The 19137-nt window shown below is 59.4% G+C and carries 18 protein-coding genes and 1 other RNA gene; 10 read left to right on the top strand and 9 right to left on the bottom strand.

Going from position 1 to position 19137, the window contains the following annotated elements:
- Nucleotides 1–68: 68 nt before the first annotated feature.
- From ACWICV_RS02155 to ACWICV_RS02165, 3 genes are all read right to left on the bottom strand, one after another.
- Entirely contained in the window at nucleotides 69–1169 is a 1101-nt protein-coding gene (locus tag ACWICV_RS02155; RefSeq protein WP_454090814.1) for a DUF262 domain-containing protein, read from the bottom strand.
- Entirely contained in the window at nucleotides 1162–1788 is a 627-nt protein-coding gene (locus tag ACWICV_RS02160; RefSeq protein WP_454090813.1) for a hypothetical protein, read from the bottom strand. The genes ACWICV_RS02155 and ACWICV_RS02160 overlap by 8 nt, the downstream gene beginning before the upstream one ends.
- A gap of 863 nt (nucleotides 1789–2651) precedes the next feature.
- Nucleotides 2652–3230 (bottom strand): TetR/AcrR family transcriptional regulator, encoded by a 579-nt coding sequence (locus ACWICV_RS02165; protein WP_454090812.1) that lies wholly within the window; start codon nucleotides 3228–3230, stop codon nucleotides 2652–2654.
- A gap of 92 nt (nucleotides 3231–3322) precedes the next feature.
- Between ACWICV_RS02165 and ACWICV_RS02170 the strand changes: the two genes are divergently transcribed.
- From ACWICV_RS02170 to ACWICV_RS02180, 3 genes are read left to right on the top strand one after another with little or no spacing between them, the layout of a single operon-like run.
- Nucleotides 3323–3715 carry a DUF1304 domain-containing protein gene (locus ACWICV_RS02170; RefSeq protein ID WP_454090811.1) on the top strand — a complete coding sequence of 131 codons (393 nt, stop codon included), beginning with the start codon at nucleotides 3323–3325 and terminating at the stop codon, nucleotides 3713–3715.
- Between the two features lie 51 nt (nucleotides 3716–3766).
- Nucleotides 3767–4777 carry an NADP-dependent oxidoreductase gene (locus ACWICV_RS02175; protein ID WP_454090810.1) on the top strand — a complete coding sequence of 337 codons (1011 nt, stop codon included), beginning with the start codon at nucleotides 3767–3769 and terminating at the stop codon, nucleotides 4775–4777.
- A 59-nt stretch (nucleotides 4778–4836) separates the two neighbouring features.
- Nucleotides 4837–5370, top strand: coding sequence for a hypothetical protein (locus ACWICV_RS02180; RefSeq protein WP_454090809.1), 534 nt, complete (start codon nucleotides 4837–4839; stop codon nucleotides 5368–5370).
- On the opposite strand, the gene ACWICV_RS02185 is transcribed toward ACWICV_RS02180, so the two are convergent.
- Both ACWICV_RS02185 and ACWICV_RS02190 read right to left on the bottom strand, forming a co-directional pair.
- Complete coding sequence (locus ACWICV_RS02185; protein ID WP_454090808.1) at nucleotides 5371–5871, bottom strand: N-acetyltransferase family protein; 501 nt, start codon at nucleotides 5869–5871, stop codon at nucleotides 5371–5373.
- A 2-nt stretch (nucleotides 5872–5873) separates the two neighbouring features.
- Nucleotides 5874–8135 carry an ATP-binding cassette domain-containing protein gene (locus ACWICV_RS02190; protein ID WP_454090807.1) on the bottom strand — a complete coding sequence of 754 codons (2262 nt, stop codon included), beginning with the start codon at nucleotides 8133–8135 and terminating at the stop codon, nucleotides 5874–5876.
- Nucleotides 8136–8265: 130 nt separating this feature from the next.
- Between ACWICV_RS02190 and ACWICV_RS02195 the strand changes: the two genes are divergently transcribed.
- Nucleotides 8266–8778, top strand: coding sequence for a hypothetical protein (locus ACWICV_RS02195; protein ID WP_400288959.1), 513 nt, complete (start codon nucleotides 8266–8268; stop codon nucleotides 8776–8778).
- 298 nt (nucleotides 8779–9076) lie between these two features.
- Entirely contained in the window at nucleotides 9077–10357 is a 1281-nt protein-coding gene (locus ACWICV_RS02200; RefSeq protein ID WP_400288961.1) for a dicarboxylate/amino acid:cation symporter, read from the top strand.
- Between the two features lie 182 nt (nucleotides 10358–10539).
- Here ACWICV_RS02200 and epsC read toward each other — a convergent pair whose 3' ends face one another.
- The 3 genes from epsC to msrA all read right to left on the bottom strand — a co-directional run bounded on the left by epsC (nucleotide 10540) and on the right by msrA (nucleotide 12857).
- A complete protein-coding gene (gene epsC, locus ACWICV_RS02205; RefSeq protein ID WP_105657773.1) occupies nucleotides 10540–11124 on the bottom strand; it encodes a serine O-acetyltransferase EpsC in 585 nt (194 codons plus the stop codon).
- A 142-nt stretch (nucleotides 11125–11266) separates the two neighbouring features.
- Nucleotides 11267–12202: a cysteine synthase A gene (gene cysK, locus ACWICV_RS02210; protein WP_105661227.1), complete on the bottom strand. Its 936-nt coding sequence runs from the start codon at nucleotides 12200–12202 to the stop codon at nucleotides 11267–11269.
- Nucleotides 12203–12329: 127 nt separating this feature from the next.
- Nucleotides 12330–12857: a peptide-methionine (S)-S-oxide reductase MsrA gene (msrA, locus tag ACWICV_RS02215; RefSeq protein WP_400288964.1), complete on the bottom strand. Its 528-nt coding sequence runs from the start codon at nucleotides 12855–12857 to the stop codon at nucleotides 12330–12332.
- A gap of 132 nt (nucleotides 12858–12989) precedes the next feature.
- On the opposite strand from msrA, the gene ACWICV_RS02220 reads away from it, so the two are divergent.
- Together ACWICV_RS02220 and ACWICV_RS02225 are read left to right on the top strand one after the other, a co-directional pair.
- Nucleotides 12990–13943, top strand: a complete 954-nt coding sequence (locus ACWICV_RS02220) for a Nif3-like dinuclear metal center hexameric protein (protein WP_286172103.1) — start codon at nucleotides 12990–12992, stop codon at nucleotides 13941–13943.
- Between the two features lie 12 nt (nucleotides 13944–13955).
- A complete protein-coding gene (locus ACWICV_RS02225; RefSeq protein ID WP_454090972.1) occupies nucleotides 13956–14339 on the top strand; it encodes a VOC family protein in 384 nt (127 codons plus the stop codon).
- A 74-nt stretch (nucleotides 14340–14413) separates the two neighbouring features.
- Here the strand turns inward: ACWICV_RS02225 and ACWICV_RS02230 are convergent, their stop codons facing one another.
- On the bottom strand, nucleotides 14414–15193 hold the full coding sequence (locus tag ACWICV_RS02230; protein WP_402473004.1) for a YaaA family protein: 780 nt from the start codon (nucleotides 15191–15193) through the stop codon (nucleotides 14414–14416).
- A 117-nt stretch (nucleotides 15194–15310) separates the two neighbouring features.
- Between ACWICV_RS02230 and ACWICV_RS02235 the strand changes: the two genes are divergently transcribed.
- The 3 genes from ACWICV_RS02235 to ACWICV_RS02245 all read left to right on the top strand — a co-directional run bounded on the left by ACWICV_RS02235 (nucleotide 15311) and on the right by ACWICV_RS02245 (nucleotide 18858).
- Nucleotides 15311–16753, top strand: a complete 1443-nt coding sequence (locus ACWICV_RS02235) for a dihydrolipoyl dehydrogenase family protein (RefSeq protein ID WP_454090806.1) — start codon at nucleotides 15311–15313, stop codon at nucleotides 16751–16753.
- Between the two features lie 72 nt (nucleotides 16754–16825).
- Nucleotides 16826–17181, top strand: an RNA gene (gene rnpB / locus ACWICV_RS02240) — RNase P RNA component class A.
- Between the two features lie 219 nt (nucleotides 17182–17400).
- Complete coding sequence (locus tag ACWICV_RS02245) at nucleotides 17401–18858, top strand: glyceraldehyde-3-phosphate dehydrogenase (RefSeq protein ID WP_105657779.1); 1458 nt, start codon at nucleotides 17401–17403, stop codon at nucleotides 18856–18858.
- The last annotated feature ends 279 nt before the right edge of the window (nucleotides 18859–19137 follow it).

Here is a 19137-nt window from a genome sequence, read left to right on the forward strand (position 1 = left end):
TAATACCGAAATAGCGGTCAGAAATCGTAAATTTCTGACCGCTATTTTCTGTAACTAGTATTAGGGTATTAGATCAGTGCGCTGATGATTGAGTTAAGTGCGTAGCTACGCGAACGTCGTGCACCCAAATCGGAAGAATTTCGTACGCCGGCGATATACTGGTCAGCGTAAGTGACAATTTTATCGCGTGTGAGTCCCGTGGCTGTGGCTAGCCGGCCGGCTTCCTGAAGCGTACTTTGTTCCGCGCTGGAACCATTACGTTTTAGTTCTGAAATGATTTTTTGGAAATCATCAAGCCCCTGCCGGAATTGTCCTATCTTCTTAAAATCGTCAGACAGCAGGATTGCTCGATTCTTCCAAGAGACCTCCAAAAGACTGTACATGTCAACGATATTTGACCAGCGAGTTCTTCCTTCCCATTTGACGCTAGAGGATAAGAACGTCAATATATCCAAAAATTCTATCGAAGAATCTTGGAAAAGTTCGAAGTCACGCGAAATGCGATCGTAGCGTTCATTAAGCTCAGACTTCTTATTGGCGATTCCGAACAGGCAAGTGCTGAAAACTTCTGCATAAAATTCGAGATCACCTCCACGTTTAGTACGAGCACCGCTAAACAACCCCGACGTTAGTGAGATGGGGTGTTCGGCTGTATCACGCAAGAAATCATTAAAAGGTCCAGGTAAGAGTGCATTTCGCAGTTCTTGCTCGGTTAGTACCATATTGACACGATTTACTCGCGCGAAAACTTCACGAATAAATGCATCATCCATGTTGGATAGACGTCTAATTGGAAACCGGTACTGAAAAAATGCCTGACGTTCAAGGGGTGGCAATTCTGAAAAGTTCAGTCCATCGTATTTTGCCTTTAAATCGTCATCTTCCAAATTATGCAGTTTGAATCTGTCTTCAATGAAATCAATCAGAGCCGTAAGCCGCTGCTGACCATCGACAACTGACGCGGTTTCGTCTCCGTCCGGTGTGGTGATATAGGCCAGATAAATTTCTGGGATTGGATATCCGAGAAGGATTGTCTCCATTAGGGAAACTTTTGCTTGGTCCGGCCATACAACCTTTCGCTGATATTCTGGCTGAAGGATTAATGAACCAGATTCATTTAGTCTCTTGAATTCAGCTATAGTTTTCGACTCAATTTCAAATTTAAGCATTTTCTTCCTCCGCGGTGTTAAACTCTAGAGTGTTTTTTGCAGTTGATACACCCTTGATTTGGTATCTGCGTAACGCAGCATGATTCCTGTATAGGCGATAGTTAAGCTGCTGATGATAATAGTCCTGCCCTAAATAGGATATGAAGTCATCGCGTGCAGCACTCCATGCTTTCCCAAATGAAAATATTGGTAAAAGTGTTTCTAGGGCTATGCATTCTTCAAAGACTAGTTTGCGATAATTACCCCAGTCGTGACTCGGAATTGATGTCGCCATCGCGAGTTGCATTTCTTGCCATGCAATTTCGAATAATTGGGAATCTACAATTGCAATATCAAAGTCGGAAATGTCATCCGAATTATCTGCATTCCGCGTGAAGGTCTTAAAGTTCTTCGTGGGGTTCAATGAGTATCCCAATTGAGCGCTACCAACCACGAAAACAGAGAGTGGATCGATGCCCAGCTTTGTGGCTAGCTCATGACGCCATTCATCAAAATTGATCGATTGGTCCAAGAATCTTGGTCGATTGTTGAACATGTGCGTCGTCACGAAGAGGCTCGGGTCTGATTTGGTACTAATTAAGTCGGCCCGGAAGTTTTCTAATCCGATATTTTTGGACATTTCCCCCCTGTCGGTTCTGGTTAAGTCTAGCTATTGGTGCAACCGATTTGCACGTAAAGGAATAGTGTTAAGCATTCCCGGCTACTTGTTGCTTGATTTACATCGAATCGTGGACTTTTATGGAAGCTTCCTATACAGTATGTTCGATTTTTTGTTGTTCTCTTGCGGTGCGTAACGTACCGAGTTTCTTGGGCATTCTTTGTGCGTAGTCTTCACGCGTTGTCACGGTAAAGTTATGCGCTCAGGGTTACGTGCGTCAGTTCAACGACGGCCTAAGGTGCCACTAGAGGATCAGCGAAGAATGATGATGTGTCCGGGCCATCAGATATGGAAGGCAAAGTGCTTGCTGGGAACGGAGTAGACCTCGGTCAGGCTCGTTTGCCTACGGGGAACGGATCCCAGCGGCCGTGGAATTCTGTTCAGCGCGGAAGCGAGGTCTGTGTTTCTTTCGCGGGCTTGAGACCCAGTGAGGTGATGTTTCGCTCCAGCTTCCAGACCATGTGTCAGTAGTTGAACGGGTGGAATAGGGGCGGTGTCGGCCAGATGGAGGCGGCAGAAGCTCGAATTCACAGGAGCAGAGTAGTGTGCCAGTCTATGCGCCTGGGGGTCAGGGTGAGCACCACCATCTATTCGAATGCCATATGGAGTAGCAGTTAGTCGTTACCCCGGGGTGTTGCGTAGCTACTCCGATCCAAATCGCTGTCACCCGCGTTGTGCAGATAGCTGCGCAAATTGCCCAGTTCGCGGTGGTAACTATCTGTGATGCGGTCGCGCTTCATGTTGGCCCGCCTTGCAGCTAGTTGCTCGGGGGTCTGCCGTCGAAATCCCAGCATTGACCCGCTTCGGTGCGGCGCCCGGCACGATTATTGCTCCGGCAAGTTTTCGGCGCACTGCAGCAAGCGAACCGCCTCGGACGGAGCGATACGCACCAGGGCGAAGGCGGCCACCACTAAGCCGGTGATCGTATCGGCCAGCAGCCTCTGACGGTCTCTGGGTAACTCCGGGCAGGAGGCGTGCAATCCGCGGCACAGCGCCTCGTGCAATTCTTGGCGGTAGGCGGCGATCACCTGCGCAATCTGCGGTTCTGCTGCGATCGGTGCGCTGGCGGTGTTGATCAGCAGGCACCCATGGGCTGCAGGCAGGGACTCTGGCTTCGCGAAAACGGCAGCAAGCCCACGCAGATAGTCTCCCAATGCCTGTGAAGGTACTGGGTCCTGGAGCAGCGGACGCAACCGCGGGCGGACAATATCATTGAGGTAGCTGTCCACTGCGGCATCGAACAGGCCGCGCTTGGAGCCGAAGGAGTTGTAGATGCTTGAACGGCTCAGGCCGGTGGCATTTTCAAGTTCAGGAATGGACGTGGCCTCGAAGCCCTTGGACCAGAACACCGAGCGGGCGTTCTGGATAGCCTTTTCCTTGTCGAATGCAGATGTACGCGCCATCACACCCACTTCCTCTTTTCGTAACGACCATTCCAGTATATATTGAAATGGCCGTTACAGAATAGTTGCCTTCCCAACACCAAGGACAAGCCATGATCATCGCCGCGCAGATCTTCACAACCGCCGCTGCCCTGCTCCACATCTACATCTTCTCGATGGAGTCCATCACCTGGACCACTGGAAAAACCCGCGCTTTGTTCAAGACCAGCGAGGCTGAAGCAGAAGCAACGCGCGAAATGGCCTTCAATCAGGGGTTCTACAACCTCTTCTTGGCAGTTGCCGCACTTGCCGGGGTGATTGCCTTGGGCATGGGCCACTTGGCTGTGGGCGCCACCTTGGTCTTCGCCGGAGCCGGCTCCATGCTGGCCGCTGCGTTGGTGCTGGCACTGGGGAGCCCGGGCAAAGCCAAGCTGGCCGTCAAGCAGGGGATTTTCCCGCTGCTGTCAGTTGCGCTGCTGGTCCTCGGCCTGGCGCTGGGCAACTAGAACGACACCGAGAGTTTCCAATATCACCGAGAATTGAAAGAACTGGTAACCATGACTGAAGCAACCAGCACGCAGATCCTGCTCGCCTCCCGTCCGTCCGGTTGGCCAACGCAGGAGAACTTCACCGCCCAGACCGTTGAGCTGCCGGAGCTGAAGACCGGTGAAATCCGGGTGCGCAATGAGTTCATTTCCGTGGACCCGTACATGCGCGGACGCATGAATGACACCCGTTCCTACATCCCGCCGTTCAAGATTGGCGAGCAGATCCTCGGCGGCGCCATTGGCCGTGTCATCGAGACCGCGGACGAAGCATTCCCGGCAGGTACCCTGGTCCAGCATCAGCTGGGCTGGTCTGACACCGTGCAAGCCGACTCTGCCAATTTCAAGTCCGCACCTGATCTGCCCGGCGTTTCCTCGTCGCTGCGCCTGCACATCTTGGGAATGACCGGCTTGACCGCCTATGTAGGCCTGAGCGCAGTCGCCAATCTTGCCGAGGGCGAGACCGTCTTCGTCTCCGGCGCTGCAGGTGCCGTGGGCACGGCTGCCGGGCAGATCGCCAAGCTCATGGGTGCCAAGCGCGTCATCGGCTCGGCCGGCAGTGCAGAGAAGGTTGAACTGCTGACCAGGAAGTACGGCTACGATGCCGCCTTCAACTACAAGGATGGCGATGTCCGCGGGCAGCTGGCCGCCGCAGCCCCGGAAGGCATCGATGTCTTCTTCGACAACGTGGGCGGAGACCACCTTGAAGCCGCCCTGGCAGCGTTCAACGATGGCGGTCGTGCTGCCCTGTGTGGCGCTATCGCCAGCTACAACACCACCGAGTCGACTCCTGGCCCGCAGAACATGGCCAACGCGATCACCCGCGGCCTGAAACTGCAGGGATTCACCCTCTCCAGCTACCTTGACCTCGCCCCGGAGTTCGGCGAGCGCATGGGCAAGTGGTTCTCCGAAGGCAAGATTGCCTACGACGAGACGATCGTGGATGGCATCGAGAATACCGTGGACGCCTTCCTTGGCATGATGCGCGGTGCGAACACCGGCAAGATGCTGGTGCGCATCTAGTTCTGCCAACCCGAGGATTGCTCCGGTCCGACCCCCGATTCAAGGGCTAGGATCGGAGCATGAACGGTTATGGTGGTAGCTGGGACGCGGGGCTGGGGATCCTGCTCTCGCTCGTCCCGCTTTTGACAGTGCTCATCGCGGCCGTAGGCGTTGTTCTGGCCTTGCGGACACTGCGGCTGCGCTCGAAACTGGATACCGCCGGGCAATGGTGGCTGCGTGTTCAGTACGCCATCGACCGGTGCCTGTCCCAAGACATCACCGAGCAGAACGTCGGTACCTCGATGCTCGACCACCTGCAAGGCGTCGGCGAGCTGCCCGAAGGCTTGGAGGCGGCGCGGCGCAAATCCTGGCTTCGTGGCTATAGGGATAGCTGGGCGGTGCAGCCAGAGGATTTGGCCTTGATCCGTGATGTGCTCAAGGAGCTGGCCATGGACAAATCGCGCAAACTCAGCGCCACGGGAATCCGCGCGACCCCCGATCCTGGCCCCGAATACGGCGCGCTGATTCGCCAGGCGCAGCTGGTGCTGCAGATCGACGCGAAACTGGGTCGTGGGAGCGACCCGGACATCGTCGGGATTCTCTCCGCTTGCTAGCTACCGGATCATTCTTGCGTCGGTAATTTTCGGAGCAGCCGGGTCGACCTCGCTCACGCCGTCGAAGGCGAATCCGTTGCGTTCGTAGAATCGGATGGCACGCGGATTCTGGGCCGCCACCCACAGCACGGCCGGCTCATCGCCAAGGACTGCATCCAGCAGCGCCTGACCTGTTCCGTCGCCATGGAAGTCTTCCAGCACATACAGGTCGTACAGCTGGCGAGAAATGTTCTCCGGTATCCCGTCGGTATTCCCCATGGGTGATGCAGAGAACGCGAATCCGACAAGCTTCCCGTCCTCATTTTCCGCCACCGAAATCCTGAAGAGCGGATTCGGGTCCTCCAGAACCGTGTCCCACATGCGCAGCCGCTGCTGACTGTGGGCAGGGTCGAAAAAACCATCCGGCAGCAGCTGCGTGTAGGTTTCTTTCCAGCATTCGACATGCAGCTTGGCAAGCTCCTGCGCGTCGGCAGGCAGCGGTTTCCTGAGCTTCTGGGCCATTCCTATCCCTTGATGTAGTCGGACAGATGAACTCCGGTCAGCGTGCCGGAGGCGGCAAGGTCAGCCGGGGTCCCTTCGAAGACAATGCTTCCTCCCTCGTGCCCTGCCCCGGGACCCAAGTCAATGACCCAATCGCAGTGGGCAACCACCGCCAGATGATGCTCGATGACCACGACGGTATTGCCTTCATCGACCATCTCGTCCAGCAGGCGCAGCAGGTTCTGCACGTCAGCCATGTGCAATCCTGTGGTTGGCTCGTCAAGGATGTAGGTACCTGCGCCCTGGCCCAAATGGATAGCCAGCTTGATTCGCTGCCGTTCGCCCCCAGAAAGCGTGTTCAGCCGTTGTCCCAGTTTCAGGTATCCCAGCCCCACCTGGTTCAGCCGCGCAAGCACGGCCTTCGCCTTGGGCACTTTGAGCTGCTCCAATGCTTCTTCCATGCTCAAGTCCAGGACTTCGGCAATGTTCAACCCATCCAGGGTGTATTCCAGCACATCAGCGGTGAATCGCTTGCCGCCGCACTGCTCGCAAGGCAGGGCCACTCCAGCCATGGAAGCCAAATCCGTATAGGTGTATCCGACACCGCTGCACCCCGGGCACGCTCCGGCCGAATTGGCGCTGAACAGGGCAGGCTTCACGCCGTTGGCTTTCGCAAATGCCGCACGGATCGGATCCATGATCCCGGTATAGGTGGCCGGGTTCGAACGCCGGGAGCCTCGGATGGCGGTTTGGTCCACCACCGCCACGTCATCACGTTTGGCGATTGTCGAATGGATCAGCGTGGATTTGCCGGAACCGGCGACACCGGTGATTGCGCACATCACGCCGGTAGGGATATCCACGGAAACATTCTTCAGGTTGTGCAAGGAGGCACTGCGCACTTGCATGGACCCCTGTGCCTCGCGCGGGTTCGCATTGAGCGCAGCACGCGTGGTGAAGTGCTTTCCGGTCAGCGTATCGCTGGACAGCAGGCCGTCCACTGGACCGCTGTAGCAAATGGTGCCGCCATGGGTACCAGCGCCCGGGCCCAAGTCGATCACGTGGTCCGCGATGCCAATGACCTCTGGCTTGTGCTCCACCACCAGCACGGTATTGCCCTTGTCCCGAAGGCTAGCCAGCAACCCGTTCATCCGCTGGATGTCATGGGGATGCAATCCAACGGTGGGCTCGTCGAAGACATACGTGACATCACTGAGCGATGATCCAAGATGCCGGATCATCTTCACGCGCTGGGCTTCGCCGCCCGAAAGCGTCCCAGCCGGACGGTCGAGCGAAAGGTATCCCAACCCCAAATCCACCATGGATTTGAGTACTGCTTTCAAATTGGTGGTCAGTGGCGCGGCATCCGGGATCTGGATCTTCTCCAGGGTTTCGAGCAGCTCGGAAACCTGCAGGGCAGTCATGTCCGCAATTCCCAAGGAATTGATCTTCGAAGCGCGAGCGGCCTGGCTGAGCCGTGATCCGGCGCAGGCAGAGCACGGTGCGGTGGTGGAGATGCGTTCGATCCAGGCACGAATATGGGCTTGCTTGATCTCCCTGCCCGAATGGATGTAATTGGACTTGATGCGCGTGACCAGACCGGAGTAGCTCATGTTGGCCCCATTGAGCTTGACTTTGCCTGCTTCTTCGTGGAGCAAGCGGTCAAGCATGGCACTGGGCATGTCCCTGAGCTTCATGTCCAGATCTGCCTGCGTGCCGGCAGTCAGCGTCTGCCACAGCCAGGAATCCGGGGCAAAGTTCGGCGCCTTGATGGCTCCCTCGTTCAGTGTCTTGTCCCAATCCAGCAGCTCATCAAGGTCGATGCTCGCCTCGGTGCCGAAACCCTCGCACACCGGGCACGCGCCCTGGCCGAGATTAAACGAGTACGCGCCAGCGCCGCCGGCGCTCGGAGTGGAATAACGCGAATACAGAACGCGCAAGAGCGAATAGGCATCGGTCGCCGTGCCCACGGTAGAACGCGAATTCGCACCCATGCGTTCCTGGTCGACCACGATGGCCGTCGAGAGGTTTTCCAGCACTTCTACGTCAGGCCGGGGCATCGAGGGCATGAAGCTCTGGATGAAGGTCGTATACGTTTCATTGATCAGGCGCTGGGACTCTGCGGCAATCGTGCCGAACACCAGGGAGGACTTGCCCGAACCGGAAACACCGGTAAACGCGGTAATGCGCCGTTTTGGAATATCGACGTCAACACCTCGCAAGTTGTTTTCCCGGGCTTGGCGTACTCGAATGGTGTCATGGCTATCGGCAGGGTGCTGGCTCATGCCCCTAGCCTACTGAGAAATGCCCCAACCGACACCTGCCATAGGACAGCGGACTTGCAAACGCTGCCGATTCCGGTGGAGTATCGAACCCACAAGGAATCAGCGACCCCCTGCGAGAGCGGAGAAATCCATGCCGGACGCACCTAGGAAACTACTCAAGCTCAGTTCGGTGGCGGCGCTGGCCGGGTGCCTTGCGCTCGCCGGTTGCGGCAGCACGGCAGGTGGCACCGCAAGCCAGGAGCCGTCAACTCCTGAAGCCAGCCCAACGCAGTCCGCATCGCCAACGGCATCCTCTCCCGGGGATGCCGGGGAGTCGGAGCAATCTGGAACTGTCGGAGGCCAAGAGCTGGGCAAGCTCCCATCGAGCGCTACCGAGTATGCAGATGCCCTGGTCGTCGCTTGGGGCAATGGAAATGAAGCGCAGATGCAACAGCTGGCCACCGATCAGGTGGTCGCCTTGCTCACCGGGCATTCGGCGGCGGGCGGACCGAACTGGTCGCAAACGGGCAGCGATGCCGGAGCCGGTTCGGTCTTCGTGAGTTATGAAAATGCCGATGACGGATCCGTGCTCAACCTCCGCGTGCAAAGCCAGGTGGTGGGCCAGGGCCAAGAACAAGGCGTGGTCGAAGCGAACTTCGAATAATCAATGAATCCAAGCCAGGGCGGGACTGCTTAATGGGGCAGACCCGCCCTGCTGCCGTTAAAATCGCCGAATATTCAACTCACGAACCCCTGCTGCACCAGAGATCGAACCTGATTGAGCGTGTTGCGATTTACGGTAGAGAATATTCGGCAGAAGGGCGTATTCTCGTAACACTCAATCCATTCACAGGATTTCGGTGTAACAAAAATTACGTCTATCATGATTGAGGCGTGCGCCACGACACACTTGTGGCCCGTCCAACAGTGCGCTCCGATCCCTAACCGTTTAAAGGACATTCATGAAGCTGCTGAAATCTATCCCACTGCTTGGCTGGGTGCTCGTTGCCATCCTGCTGGGTATTCTGCTTGGCCCGGTTATGCCGGTGTGGCTAGGAAGCGTATTCCTGACCTACAACTCGATCTTCTCCGGATTCCTTGGGTTCATCGTGCCGTTGATCATCTTCGGCTTGGTGGCACCGGCTATCGCTGAACTCGGCAAGGGCGCAGGAAAGTGGTTGGGCATCACCGCGGTTATCGCCTACGCCTCCACCCTGTGCGCGGGACTGCTCGCGTACTTCGTGAGCCGTTGGCTATTCACCAAGTCGCTTTCCGGCGGTGGCGTCGAGGAAGTTGGCGCAGGCGAAGGATCAGGTTTCGAACCGTATATTTCCCTGGTCGGCAGTGCGGGCGAAGCGGCAACCGAAATCGTGCTGACTCCGCTGATGGGCGTCATGACTGCACTGGTACTGGCATTCATGCTGGGCCTGGGCCTGACGGCCTTCCGATCCACCGTGATCTTCCGTGGGACAGTGGAGTTCCGCAGCATTATCGAGATGGTGATCCGCCGTGTGATTGTTCCAGCGTTGCCGCTGTTCATCTTCGGAATCTTCCTGGATCTGTCCGCTGCCGGGGACGCCGTCACCGTGGTGCAGAAGTTCCTCTTCGTCGCCGTGGTCTCCTTCGCACTGACCCTGGTTGTCCTGCTGGTGCAGTACTCCATCGCTGGGGCGATGAACAAGCGCAACCCGCTGGCTGCACTGTGGGGCATGCGCAATGCCTACTTCACCGCCTTGGGTACCTCATCCTCGGCTGCAACCATTCCGGTGACGCTGGAATCAGCCAAGAAGAATGGTGTTTCCGACACGGTAGCCGGCTTCGTCGTTCCGCTGTGCGCCACCATCCACCTTTCAGGCTCGATGGTCAAGATCACCTGCTTCTCCATCGCGGTGCTGCTGCTGACCGGTGGCGACGTTTCCTTCGGCGCCTACTTCCCATTCATCCTGATGCTCGGCGTCATGATGATTGCGGCACCAGGCGTGCCAGGTGGCGCTATCGCCGCCGCTGCCGGACTGCTCGCACAGATGCTGGGCTTCGGCGAGGTCGAAGTCGGCCTGATGTTCGCAGCCTACATTGCCCTGGATAGCTTCGGCACCGCAACCAACGTGACCGGTGACGGCGCGCTGGCCATGATCATGCACAAGCTGACCCGTGGCAAGCTCGGCGCCCAGCCCCAGGATCCTGAGGACGAGGTCGTAGAGCTTGCCGATGGCACCGAAGCTGCGGACCACAAGCTGGCCTAAACGGCTTCCATCACTCGCATAGGCATCGATGCCCGGTACCAGACTCGCAGTGGTACCGGGCATCGATGTTTTGCTTTGCCCGCAAGGATCGGGGCGAAAGCGAAAACCCGCCCAGCAGGCGGACCGTGGCCGGTCCGTGTGCTGGGCGGGTTTGCTTTGCCGCAGTGGCAGGAGAAATAGAACTAGATCCACATGGCCGGGTCGATGTACTCGGCCGGGTCTACTGCAGGCTTGCGTTCTTCGGGCCTGCGCGGACGGTTCTGTGCGGGGATTCCGGTGACAATCGAGCCTTCGGGGGCATCCTTGACGACCACGGCGTTCGCGCCGATGGCGGAATCCGCGCCGATCACGATCGGGCCGAGCACCTTGGCCCCGGCACCGATGACCACGCGGTCACCGATGGTCGGGTGGCGCTTGACCTTGGCCAGTGAACGGCCGCCGAGGGTCACCCCGTGGTACAGCATGACGTCATCGCCGATTTCGGCAGTCTCGCCAATGACGATGCCCATGCCGTGGTCGATGAAGAAGCGGCGCCCAATGGTGGCGCCGGGATGGATCTCGATCCCGGTCAGGGCGCGGTTCGCCTGGGATAGCAAACGCGCTGGCCACTTCAGCGAGGGGTTCTGCCACATCTTGTGGGCCAACCGGTGCAGCCAGATCGCGTGCAGTCCGGAATACACGAAGAAGTTTTCAGGATCGCTTCGCGCTGCCGGATCGTGCTGGCGTGCGTTGGCCAAATCCTCACGCAGGCGGGAGAAAAAACTCATGAATACTACCTTAGGGGTTGCGGTTCGCTCGGGGACAATCCGCAGATGTCGCACAGCAAATCGGCGCGAGCTGCACCGATACAGGTCTCTCTATAGACCCAACAGTGGCTCGCGCCGATTTATTCTGCTTCTGCAAATTTACTTAGCCGCGGATGTCGTCGAAGAGCAGGGTGGAGATGTAGCGTTCACCAAAGTCAGGGATGATCGCAACGATCTGCTTGCCGGCGTTTTCTTCACGCGCGGCGATCTGTACCGCACCCCAAACGGCTGCGCCAGCAGAGATGCCGCCGAGGATACCTTCCTTGACGCCCAGCGCGCGAGCGGTCGATACCGAATCCTCGATGCTGGCATCCAGGACTTCGTCGTAGAGCTCGGTGTCGAGCACCTCGGGGATGAAATTCGCTCCCAATCCCTGGATCTTGTGAGGGCCGGGCTTTCCGCCATTGAGGATCGGGGAATCCTTGGGCTCAACGGCCACGATCTTCAGGTTTGGGTTCTTTTCCTTCAGGTAGCGGCCTGCACCGGTGATAGTGCCACCGGTACCGATGCCGGCAACCAGGACATCGATCTTGCCTTCGGTATCAGACCAGATCTCCGGACCGGTGGTCTCTGCGTGGACCTGCGGGTTCGCGGTGTTGGCGAACTGCTGCGCCCAGATAGCGTTCTCGGAAGTCGCAACAATTTCCTTGGCCTTCTCCACGGCCCCGCGCATGCCGTCGGCGCCCGGGGTCAGCACGATCTCGGCGCCGAAAGCGCGCAGCATCACACGGCGCTCGGTGGACATGGTTTCAGGCATGGTCAAGATGACCTTGTAGCCGCGGGCCGCACCGACCATCGCCAGTGCGATGCCGGTGTTGCCCGAAGTGCCCTCAACGATGGTGCCGCCTGGCTTCAACGCACCAGAGGCCTCGGCTGCATCAACGATGGCCACGCCGATGCGGTCCTTGACGGAGTTCGCCGGGTTGTAGAATTCCAGCTTCACAGCGATGTTCCCTGGCAGGCCCTCGCCGACGCGGTTCAGCTTCACCAGCGGGGTGTTGCCGACGACTTCGGTGACGTTGTTGTAGATCTTGCCCATCTTGTATGCAATCCTTACGTGACTCTATGCGGCCGCAGTTGGTTGCGGCGAAATAATTGCCGGAATCTGGCGTAACCGCCGGAGACCTATGAGGTTCACAACTAACCCTAGTAGGCCAAAAGCGCGACTAGGCTTCGTTTAGCCATTGAGCGTAATATTTCCTGACTTTTGCGATCTTTGGATCGATAATCACGCGGCAATAGCCGACTTCCTGGTTTTCGGAGTAATAATCCTGGTGGATTTGCTCGGCAGGATAGAAATCTTTGGACTCTTCGAGCGTAGTGACGATCGGATTGGGGTATACGCGCGAGAACTTCTCGATGGCGTCCTGGAAGAGGCCACGCTGCTGGTCATCGAGCGGGAACATCGCCGAGCGGTACTGCGTACCGACGTCGTAGCCCTGGCGGTTCAGCGTGGTCGGGTCGTGCACGGTAAAGAACATGTCCAAGATGACTTCGGCCGGAACCACTTGCGGATCAAAGATCACGGCGACACCTTCGGCATGGCCGGTGGTGCCGCTGCAGACTTCGCGGTAGGTCGGATCCTTGGTGTGGCCACCGATGTATCCGGAAATCACGGCGTGGACGCCACGCGTTCGCTGGTACACGGCATCCAAGCACCAGAAGCAACCGCCGGCTAGTACGAAGGTGCTCAACTTGGTGTCCTGGACGTCCAGGAACGGGCTGAATTGATGAGGGGACTGAAGGCTGGGAATACTCACACAGTTCACAACGTTGCGGCGTTGCATTCTGTTCCATCCCCATGCCCACCGCGTAGGGTGGTGGGTATGCAGAGCAAGGCAGATAACTCGCAAGACCTGGGGAAGAGCAGCGATTCCCTGGATGCCTCGACGCTCAAGCCCGTTACCGGAGAAACGCCTGAGCAACCGGTGGAAGACACCTCGGTTCCGCAGACCACCTTGGGTAACGTCCTTGAAGCAGCTGAGGAACTTTGGCCAAAATCATTGGCCGAAGATTGGGATGCCGTTGGCTTGGTGACCGGACGTACAAGCCAGCAGATTTCCAAGATCGTGATGGCTGTTGATCCAACGCTGGAGGTGATCGAGGATGCAATCGAGCGTGGGGCCGATCTGCTGATCACTCACCACCCGTTGCTCCTGCGCGGAGTCACCCAGGTTGCCGGCACCAATTTCAAGGGCGAAGCCATTCACCGCCTGATCGAATCCGGAACCGCATTGCTTACGGCGCACACCAATGCCGACAGCGCCATCGGGGGAGTCAACGATGCTCTCGCCGATGCCTTCGGGCTGAAGGACTGCGTGCCGTTGATCGAGTCCAAGGACGGACTGCCAGAAGAAGGCTTGGGGCGGGTGGGCTTCTTGGAGAAGCCGATGAAGCTCGAGGATTTCGCTGAACGCGTTTACACCGTGCTCCCAGCGGTGGCTGGCGGTGTACGTGTCGCCGGAGATCGAACGGGCATCATCCGGAAGGTCGCCCTCTGCGGCGGTGCCGGCGATTCCCTGTTTGACGCGGTGCGCTCGCACCAGGCCGATGTCTACGTGACTGCTGATCTGCGCCACCACCCGGCAAGCGAGGCACGCGAAGCTGCCAACGGCGGGTTCCCTTACCTGATCGATGTCTCCCACTTCGCTTCGGAATGGGTCTGGCTGTCGGCTGGTGCCCGCGCCTTGGGCAACGTGCTCAACGATCTTGGGCACACCGTGGAGATCGAGGTTTCCCAAGTTAATTCCGATCCATGGGACTTCGTGCTGACTCCTTAGTCAGTGAGTTCCATGCTGCATCATCTGGAAATATGGGTTGAGGATTTGGCAGCCAGTACAGCTTCCCTGGGCTGGCTGCTCACTCGCCTTGGCTATGTGGTGGATTCCCAATGGGCTGATGGCGTCAGCTATGCCCGCGACGGATTCTATGTAGTCCTGGAATCCGGACCGGATGCCAAAAAGCAACGGCATGACCGCCTGACTCCCGGGCTGAATCATTTGGCTTTCCATGCTGGCACCAGGCAGGCGGTGGAAACGTTGGCTTCCCAGGCGCTGGATCACGGATTCACCCTGATGTTTCCGGAGCTGCACCCGTACGCCGGGGGACCAAAGCACTACGCGGCGTATTTGGAAGATGCTGCCGGATTCGAGATTGAACTAGTCGCAGCGCTTTGACGAAGCCGCATTAGCCATGCCAGCACGCTTCATCGGCAGGGCACCAGCCGCCTTCGGCGACTTGCCCAAGGACGCTAATTCACTGTGGTGAACTGGTGGTCCTCCGGCAGCAGGATGTTCAGCGCCAAGCCCTTCTTGTCTTCGACGAGGGACGCTTCCCACTTGGTCTGGACCAGCTCGAGCAATTCTCCAGGGTTTTCCGGTGCGACCGGTTGCTGGACCAGGAAACCGGCGACCTCTCCGCGGGTGTGCTTGGCAAAGTGCGAGACCACCTTCGGGACCCCATTGCGCATCTGGAAGACGTTGACCGCAACGGTGTTGCCATTGGCCGGCTTGTAGGCGGCCGCATAGGTGCTCGATCGCGCGTCCACGATCAGCTGGTCGCCGGCCACCGCATCCAGCACCGGAGCCAGGCGCTTCTTCCACCAGGTGGCCAGCTTGCCCAGCGGCTCGAGCTTGACCGACATGGATAAGCGGTAGGGCGGAATGCGATCGCCAAAACGCACGGCACCCCACAGGGCGGAGACCACGATGATGGATTCATCGGCGCGCTGCTGCGCTGCTTCATCCAGGTTCGCGTAGTCCAGGGCCTCGAAGAGCACCCCCGAGTAGATATCGTGCGCCTTGGCTGCGGGCTCGGTGTGCAGATTGATATTCCGCGCTACTTCCTTGGCCAGCGAGGCTCCGACTCCCAGCAGGTCCATGGCATCTTCGCGGGCTGAGACTTCAGCCAGGGCGTCAAGCACCAGGCGGCGTTCCCCGGAAAGCTCCGGAAAAGACAGGTCCTCGATTTCGAACGGAGAACCTTCGGCGTGGGCGGTCTTGCCTTCGGAAGGCGGCAACAAAATAAGCACGCGTTCCAGCTTATCGGAGTTCACCTGATCTTCTGCCCAGGGCATGTACCCGCAGAGCAGATCTGGCTAGGCTGAACCCACTACCCAGCAGCGCTTCACGCAGAGCAAGGACAGAGCATGCCCCAGCAGAACTCAAGAGCTAGCCAAACTGCCTCCGGGCAGCACTGCGACTTCGATGTGATCGTGATCGGCGCCGGGCCGGCCGGGGAGAACGCCGCCGACTATGCCACCCGGCAGGGCCTGAAGGCGGCCATCGTCGAATCCGAGCTGGTGGGCGGGGAATGCTCGTATTGGGCATGCATGCCTTCCAAGGCCCTGTTGCGCAGCGGCGATGCGCTGCGCGCGGCACGCCGGGTTCCCGGGGCCCGCGAAGCGGTGACTGGTGCGCTGGATCCCGAGGCGGTGCTCGCGCGGAGGGACGCCTTCACCAGCAACTGGGATGATGCCGGGCAGGAACGGTGGCTGCGCTCGGCGGGCATCGAGTTGATCCGCGGCCGGGCGCGGCTTTCCGGGCGCGGCCTGGTGCAGGTGGCGGATCGCGAGTACTCGGCCCGGGCCGTAGTCCTGGCCACCGGATCCACTCCGGTTCTGCCTGGGATCGAGGGTTTGGCTAAAGCCAGGCCGTGGGGCACCCGGGAGGCCACTGCGGCCAAGGCGATTCCGCCGAGGCTGGCCATCATCGGTGGCGGAGTTGCCGGGGTGGAGCTGGCCTTCGCTTTCGCCTCCCTCGGGTCCAAGGTCACCATCCTTGCCCGCGGGTCGTTGTTGGGCCGCGAAGAGCCGTTCGCCGGCGAGCTGGTGGCCCAGTCGCTGGCCGAGGCTGGGGTAGTGGTGCACCAGGACACCACGCCGTTGCAGGTCCACCGCGATGAGCACGGGATAGCCGGCCTCCAGCTGCCCGGAGGATCCCTCGTGGAAGCCGAGGAAGTGCTGGTCTCCACCGGGCGGCGGCCGGAGATCGGGAACCTGGGACTCGAAGCTCTCGGGGTGGACCCGTCCCGGCGGCTGCAGGTCGATGACACGATGCTCGTGGCGGGCACCGACTGGCTCTACGCCGTAGGAGATGCCAGCGGGCGCAACCCGCTGACCCACCAGGGCAAGTACCAGGCCCGGGCCGCGGGCGAGGCCATTGCCGCGAGGATCAATGGAACCGGGGTTCTCGATGCGCCCTGGGGCAGGCATGCGGCCACGGCGGACCACCATGCGGTGCCGCGCGTGGTCTTCAGCGATCCGCAGATCGCCGCGGTCGGACCGACCGAACGCCAGGCCCTCGACGCCGGCCTGCAGATTTCGGTTATCGAGCACGATCTGGGTGCGGTGGCCGGGGCGAGCCTGCACGCCGACGGGTATTCAGGGCGGGCCAAGCTGGTGATAGACGAGGAGCGTTCGGTGATCGTCGGCGCCACTTTCGCTGGCCAGGATGCCGCGGAACTGCTGCATGCGGCCACCATTGCGATCGTCGGCGAGGTCAGCCTGGACCGGCTGTGGCATGCGGTCCCCGCCTATCCGACGATCAGCGAAATCTGGTTGCGGTTGCTTGAGGCGCAGCGGTTCGGGTGAAGCCGGCTGTGATCGAATCAGCGTTCGGAAGTGGTCTGCAGCCCACGCCCAACGCATTAGACTGGTAGTGAATGGGATGGCCAGACGGTCGCGTGGCAAGCAATTGCCCCGAGGAACGTCCGGGCTCCGCAGAACAGGGTGGTGGGTAACGCCCACTCGGGGTAACCCGCAGGCTAGTGCCACAGAAAATAGACCGCCAGGATTTCCTGGTAAGGGTGAAACGGTGGTGTAAGAGACCACCAGCACCCCAAGTGATTGGGGTGGCTAGGTAAACCCCACTCGGAGCAAGGTCAGACAGACTGCGTTATGAGGGCTGTTCGCCCCATGCAGTCGGGTGGACCGCTAGAGGCTGCCGGCAACGGCAGTCGTAGATAGATGACCGTCCCGCTTCGGCGCGACAAAACCCGGCGTATCGGCCATCCCATTCACACTCTTCCTTCCTGCGATTGCGCCGGCATCAGCCCTTAGTGCGCTGGTGAGATGATTCACAGTCCCCGATCCTCAGTTTTTCTGCGCACGGTCTAGAATGGATCATGTACTTACGAGGATGATCCTGTTACCTCGTGCCACCGCAAAAGCAATGGTGCTTCCCACGGTGCCAACCGACTTTATGGATCTGCGAGTCGGCTGAATTGGAAGGATTTTCTGTGACCCAGCAGTCTGTCGTTGCCCAGCAAGAATGGAGCGGGCGCGAAGAGCTCGCCGAGGCCATGATCCCACTGATCGGACGTCTGTACCGCAAGAATAATGTGGTGACCTCCGTCTACGGCCGCAAGCTGATCAACCAGTCCGCCATCGACATCATCAAGGCCCACCGCGTAGTGCGCCGCATCGATGGCGAAGAGCTCGACCTGAACGACACCAAGGCCATCCTGGATGCCATCGAGGCCCTGAACGTCGGTTCGGTAGCAGTTGACCTCGGCCGCGTGAACAAGAAGTTCAAGGAATCCGGTTCCGCTGATCTGAACGCCTTCCTGGCCGATGAATTGGGCGAGAAGGTTGGCCAGGCCGGCGCAACCGACGCTGAACCCCAGGACGTTGTCCTCTACGGCTTCGGCCGCATCGGACGCCTGCTGGCCCGCATCCTGATCGAGCGTGGCGGCTACGGCCTGCGCCTGCGCGCCATCGTGGTCCGCAAGGGCTCGGATGACGACATCGTCAAGCGCGCTTCGCTGCTGCGCCGCGACTCGGTGCACGGCCGCTTCGAAGGCTCGATCACGGTCGACGAGGAAAACAGCACGATCCTCGCCAACGGCACCCTGATCAAGGTCATCTACTCGAATGACCCGACCACCGTCGACTACACCGAACACGGCATCGACAACGCCATCGTGGTGGACAACACCGGCCGCTGGCGCGATGAGGCCGGCCTGTCCCAGCACCTGGCCGCCAAGGGCGTTTCCCGCGTTCTGCTGACCGCACCGGGCAAGGGCGATCTGAAGAACATCGTCCACGGCATCAACGATTCGTGGATCACCGCAGAAGACAAGATCGTCACCGCTGCCTCGTGCACCACCAACGCCATCACCCCAGTGCTCAAGGCCCTGAACGACAAGTTCGGTGTCACCCACGGGCACGTCGAGACCGTTCACTCGTTCACCAACGACCAGAACCTGATCGACAACTTCCACAAGGGCGAGCGCCGCGGCCGTTCGGCAGCGCTGAACATGGTGATCACCGAAACCGGTGCCGCCAAGGCAGTGGCCAAGGCCCTGCCGGAGTTCGAAGGCAAGCTGACCGGCAACGCCATCCGCGTACCGACCCCGGATGTCTCCATGGCGATCTTGAACCTGAACCTGGAGAACGGGACCACCAAGGAAGAGCTCAACGCCTACCTGCGTGAAACCTCGCTGACCTCCAGCCTGCACAAGCAGATCGACTACATCGATTCGCCTGAGGTTGTCTCCACCGACTTCGTTGGCTCGCGCCGCGCCGGCATCGTTGACGGCCTGGCCACCATCGTGTCCGGCAAGAACGCTGTCGTCTACGTTTGGTACGACAACGAGTTCGGCTACTCCTGCCAAGTTGTTCGCGTCATCGAATCGATGGCCGGCACCCACCCGGCTGCAGTGCCTGCAGTGAAGGCTGAAGCCGTCACTGCCTAGGACCCCGCTGCTTGCAGCTGAAGGGACCATCCCAACGCATTGCGCGCTGGGATGGTCCCTTCTGCTATTCCATCCGGGCGGCACGACGCCCTCCAAAAGGGCCTCCCGGGTCCAGCGCACCAACGAGAACCAGCACCTGGCCAGCACCTCTCCAGCAAAGTCCAGGCAGGTCTCGACCTTTGCGCGCATCCGGGCTTGGAGGTCCGTTTCCACCTGCGCCGCCCCTGCGTCAACGGCGACTGCAGGTGCGCCGCTTCGCGGGCACCTCTGGGCCCCCGC

The organism is Glutamicibacter sp. NPDC055354 (assembly GCF_053644955.1).

Bases quoted from the DNA above. Each gene is read 5' to 3' on its own strand.
- ACWICV_RS02170 (WP_454090811.1), top strand. From the start codon at position 3,323: ATGATCATCGCCGCGCAGATCTTCACAACCGCCGCTGCCCTGCTCCAC.
- ACWICV_RS02195 (WP_400288959.1), top strand. From the start codon at position 8,266: ATGCCGGACGCACCTAGGAAACTACTCAAGCTCAGTTCGGTGGCGGCG.
- ACWICV_RS02185 (WP_454090808.1), bottom strand. From the start codon at position 5,871: ATGGCCCAGAAGCTCAGGAAACCGCTGCCTGCCGACGCGCAGGAGCTT.
- ACWICV_RS02180 (WP_454090809.1), top strand. From the start codon at position 4,837: ATGAACGGTTATGGTGGTAGCTGGGACGCGGGGCTGGGGATCCTGCTC.
- epsC (WP_105657773.1), bottom strand. From the start codon at position 11,124: ATGAGTTTTTTCTCCCGCCTGCGTGAGGATTTGGCCAACGCACGCCAG.
- ACWICV_RS02200 (WP_400288961.1), top strand. From the start codon at position 9,077: ATGAAGCTGCTGAAATCTATCCCACTGCTTGGCTGGGTGCTCGTTGCC.
- ACWICV_RS02165 (WP_454090812.1), bottom strand. From the start codon at position 3,230: ATGGCGCGTACATCTGCATTCGACAAGGAAAAGGCTATCCAGAACGCC.
- ACWICV_RS02235 (WP_454090806.1), top strand. From the start codon at position 15,311: ATGCCCCAGCAGAACTCAAGAGCTAGCCAAACTGCCTCCGGGCAGCAC.
- ACWICV_RS02220 (WP_286172103.1), top strand. From the start codon at position 12,990: ATGCAGAGCAAGGCAGATAACTCGCAAGACCTGGGGAAGAGCAGCGAT.
- cysK (WP_105661227.1), bottom strand. From the start codon at position 12,202: ATGGGCAAGATCTACAACAACGTCACCGAAGTCGTCGGCAACACCCCG.
- ACWICV_RS02160 (WP_454090813.1), bottom strand. From the start codon at position 1,788: ATGTCCAAAAATATCGGATTAGAAAACTTCCGGGCCGACTTAATTAGT.
- ACWICV_RS02155 (WP_454090814.1), bottom strand. From the start codon at position 1,169: ATGCTTAAATTTGAAATTGAGTCGAAAACTATAGCTGAATTCAAGAGA.
- ACWICV_RS02225 (WP_454090972.1), top strand. From the start codon at position 13,956: ATGCTGCATCATCTGGAAATATGGGTTGAGGATTTGGCAGCCAGTACA.
- ACWICV_RS02190 (WP_454090807.1), bottom strand. From the start codon at position 8,135: ATGAGCCAGCACCCTGCCGATAGCCATGACACCATTCGAGTACGCCAA.
- ACWICV_RS02175 (WP_454090810.1), top strand. From the start codon at position 3,767: ATGACTGAAGCAACCAGCACGCAGATCCTGCTCGCCTCCCGTCCGTCC.